The organism is Pseudomonas sp. EB271-G4-1 (genome assembly GCF_058791355.1).
In genome coordinates this window covers 1-2,052 of the sequence record NZ_JBYTEO010000138.1, presented here as the reverse complement: position 1 = coordinate 2,052, position 2,052 = coordinate 1, and the positions used below count along the sequence as shown (strand labels likewise).

General features: G+C 57.8%; 3 protein-coding genes. 2 read left to right on the top strand and 1 reads right to left on the bottom strand.

All coding sequences use genetic code 11. The features are described from left to right. Positions 1-92: 92 nt before the first annotated feature. Both mazG and AC3WWR_RS30805 read left to right on the top strand, forming a co-directional pair. Positions 93-926, top strand: coding sequence for a nucleoside triphosphate pyrophosphohydrolase (gene mazG, locus AC3WWR_RS30810; protein ID WP_033044726.1), 834 nt, complete (start codon positions 93-95; stop codon positions 924-926). A 28-nt stretch (positions 927-954) separates the two neighbouring features. Continuing rightward, positions 955-1,497, top strand: coding sequence for a DUF2058 domain-containing protein (locus AC3WWR_RS30805; protein ID WP_020799705.1), 543 nt, complete (start codon positions 955-957; stop codon positions 1,495-1,497). A gap of 70 nt (positions 1,498-1,567) precedes the next feature. Here AC3WWR_RS30805 and AC3WWR_RS30800 read toward each other — a convergent pair whose 3' ends face one another. Then, on the bottom strand, positions 1,568-1,756 hold the full coding sequence (locus AC3WWR_RS30800; protein WP_020799704.1) for a hypothetical protein: 189 nt from the start codon (positions 1,754-1,756) through the stop codon (positions 1,568-1,570). Between the last annotated feature and the right edge of the window lie 296 nt (positions 1,757-2,052).

Sequence of the window (2,052 nt, the reverse complement as noted above, 5' to 3'; positions counted from 1 at the left end):
GGCGTAGGCTGCGATCTTTTGATCTTGATTTTTTAAGATCAAAAGATCGCAGCCTGCGGCAGCTCCTACAGTGCGTTTGAATGGGATTAATGATGTACAGCCTTGAAGACTTATTGCACCTGATGAACCGCCTGCGCGACCCGCAGTACGGCTGTCCGTGGGACATCAAGCAAACCTACGCCACCATCGTCCCGCACACCCTCGAGGAAGCCTATGAAGTTGCCGATGCCATCGAGCGCGGTGATTTCGATCACCTGCAGGGTGAGTTGGGCGACCTGCTGTTCCAGGTGGTTTACTACAGCCAGTTGGCGCGGGAAGAAGGGCGTTTCGAATTCGCTGGCGTGGTCGACAGCATTACCCGCAAGCTGATCCGCCGTCATCCGCATGTATTTCCCACCGGTGATCTGTACGCGCCGCTGGATGTACCGCGCTTGAATGAAGAGCAGGTCAAGCAGCGCTGGGAGGAGATCAAGGCCGAAGAGCGTGCGGAGAGATCCGCTGCACCGCAACAGCTGTCCTTGCTCGACGATGTCCCGGCAGCCTTGCCGGCACTGTCCCGTTCGGCAAAATTGCAAAAGCGCGCAGGGCAGGTCGGTTTCGACTGGCCAGACGCGTTACCCGTGCTGGACAAGGTCCGGGAAGAACTCGATGAAATACTCGAAGCGATGGCCGATGACGACTCGGTGGCGATTGCCGATGAAGTCGGCGACCTGCTGTTTTCCGTGGTCAATCTGGCGCGTCACCTCAAGGTCGATCCGGAAACCGCGCTGCGGGGTGCCAACAGCAAGTTCGAACGACGCTTCCGTTTTATCGAACAGGCATTGCGCGACACCCATCGTCCCATGGAAGATTGCACCCTCGAAGAGTTGGACGCCCTGTGGGGCGAAGCCAAACGCCAGGAAAAGAATGTGCCCAGCTGCGGTTGAGCAGTTGCCTAAGTGAGTAATAAGCACCATGAGCATTTCCCTTCGCGACCAGTTGCTCAAAGCAGGGCTGGTCAACCAGAAGCAGGCCAAGCAGGTCAGCAAAGACAAACAGAAGCAGCAACGCCTGGCCCACAAGGGGCAGATCGAGCTTGATGATTCCCAGCAGCGTGCAGCCCAGGAGGCCATGGCCGAGAAGGTCAAGCGCGATCAGGAGCTCAACCGTCAGCAACAGGAAAAAGCCGAGGCCAAGGCCCGTGTCGCGCAGATCAAGCAATTGATCGAAGCCACGCGCCTACCGAAATTGACGACCGAGGACTACTACAACTTCGTCGACGACAAGAAGGTCAAGCGCCTCTCGGTCAACACGCTGATGCGTAACAAGCTCAGCAACGGTTCGCTGGCCATCGTGCATCACGCCGGCGGTTATGAAGTGATCCCCCGTGAAGCTGCCCTGAAGATCCAGGAGCGCGATCCGCAGCGCATCGTGCAACTGAATGTGCAGACCGAAGAAGTGGCCGCCGAGGACGATCCGTACGCGGCCTATCAGATCCCGGATGACCTGATGTGGTAAGCGGTTAACGGCTGCAATAACGACAAACCCCGCTCATGGCGGGGTTTGTCGTTTTTAATGCGGTCATTGCTCAAGCGGAGCGTAGCGCTCGTTGCTGCTCCAGAGTTTCCAGTTCGGCCTTGTAGTTGTGGGCGTCAGTCTCGCTATGGAACATCCCGACCAGCAGGTCCTGTTGGTACACATCCCAGATGCGGACACCGGCGGCTACGCCTTCGTGTGACATGCGTGAATCGTCGCGTTCAGTTACTTTTACAGTCATCTGCTAGCTCCAATTTCTATTATCTGCAGCAAGGCATGTGCAGGACTCTGTTATAGAGTTTGGTAGCTAGCTAAGTAAACGACTGAGTCTGGAAAGAGTTTGTTGCAGAATTGGAAACAGTCCTGCAGCCCGCGTAATCCGCGACATTCAGTCGCAGGCTGTTGAGTTCCATGACAAAAGCTTCATGTTCACGAGGAAGATTCGCGGCCTAAAGGCCGACCTTGTGGGGGGGGGGGGGGGGGGGGGGGGGGGGGGGGGGGGGGGGGGGGGGGGGGGGGGGGGGGGGGGGGGGGGGG